This window comes from Acinetobacter uliginosus, from assembly GCF_044130295.1.
GTDB lineage: Bacteria > Pseudomonadota > Gammaproteobacteria > Pseudomonadales > Moraxellaceae > Acinetobacter.
The window spans coordinates 1-1,444 of the sequence record NZ_JBIQOC010000185.1; the positions used below are offsets into that span (position 1 = coordinate 1).

Here is a 1,444-nt window from a genome sequence, read left to right on the forward strand (position 1 = left end):
TGGGTAGAGTACAAGTTGCTGTAGAAGCATTTTTAATTCGTCTGATCACAGATGCTTTATAAAGTATTTTAATACTTTTTTGAATCCGTCAATGCGTAAGTCCTAAAATATAAAAAACATCCATTTAATCCTAGTGAAAAGCCTGTTTTTTTGTTTATATAGACTCCAAGTTAAACCAAAAATGAGAAATCCAATATGTTAAAAAAAATATTTGCTGTTGGCATACTGGGCACTGCTATTGCTTTGATAGGTTGTGAAACCACACCAAGTGCATCTGCTACCATTGAAACTGCCAATTTAGTGCAACTGCAAAACCGTAGCTGGATTGCCACCCATATTGGCAATACCGCAATCAAGACAACTCCAACTACACACAATGTTCCAAGCTTGCAATTTGATGCCATAACTAAACGTGTCAGCGGTGCCGATGGCTGCAATCGTATTATGGGCAGCTATGAAGCAGGTCGAGATACCCTGGTGCTCAGTCAAATGGCAGGGACTAAAATGGCCTGTCTGGACAATAACAATCCGTCTGAACAATTTAATGCAGCCTTGGCTAAAGTAGCCCACTATCAGGTTTTCGGGAAAACGCTTAAATTGCTTGATCGCTACGGCAACATGCTGCTGCAATTTACCAGTCCAGTGCAACCACGTTAAACTGCTCAAATAAAAGCCTGAAAGCTCAGGCTTTTGTGTTTAAAATGTTTCAATACATTTTAGCTTCATAGAAAGCCTCTATATTAAAAACAATAAGCAAATACAGGATCAAACTATGCAACAGGCCTTATTCGGTGGTGGATGCTTCTGGTGTGTCGAAGCCGTTTTTTTACAGTTAAAAGGTGTGGAAAAAGTGGTCAGTGGTTATGCTGGTGGCCATACTGAACATCCCAGTTATGATGATATTTGCCGTGGCGATACCAACCATGCCGAAGTCATCCTGATTGATTATGATGAAACGCAAATAAGCTTCGCTCAGCTGTTAGATGTCTTTTTTACCACACATGATCCAACGACCTTAAACCGTCAAGGTAATGACATCGGCACTCAATATCGTTCTGTGATTTATTATTTTAATGATGAACAGCAACAGCAGGCACAACATACAATTGATGCCCTGAAAGCAGAAGGTCTCAATATTGTGACTGAGCTAAGCCCTGCACCGCAGTTCTACCCTGCCGAAGACTATCACCAGAATTTCTTTGCCCGCAATCCTGCGCAAGGCTATTGCAATTTCACCATCCCTCCGAAATTAATGAAATTGCGCAGCAAGTTTCAGGACCTGCTGAAACCGGAATAAGCGACTGTGTAGAAAATTCTAGCCATAAAAAAAAGCGACCTTAAGGGCATTGCTGTCCCACAATTTTTCACAAGAGGAAGCTCATTTGAGCTTCCTCTTGTTTTATGGGTATTTTATCGGGTGAAAATAAAGCTTTTAAAGTTCTTC

Annotated in this window: 2 protein-coding genes; both read left to right on the forward strand. The window is 40.7% G+C overall.

Features of this window, described 5'->3' with window-relative positions:
- The first annotated feature begins 195 nt into the window (after positions 1–195).
- On the forward strand, positions 196–657 hold the full coding sequence (locus tag ACE01T_RS17615; RefSeq protein WP_395519786.1) for an META domain-containing protein: 462 nt from the start codon (positions 196–198) through the stop codon (positions 655–657).
- 115 nt (positions 658–772) lie between these two features.
- Positions 773–1,297 carry a peptide-methionine (S)-S-oxide reductase MsrA gene (gene msrA / locus ACE01T_RS17620; protein ID WP_395519787.1) on the forward strand — a complete coding sequence of 175 codons (525 nt, stop codon included), beginning with the start codon at positions 773–775 and terminating at the stop codon, positions 1,295–1,297.
- The last annotated feature ends 147 nt before the right edge of the window (positions 1,298–1,444 follow it).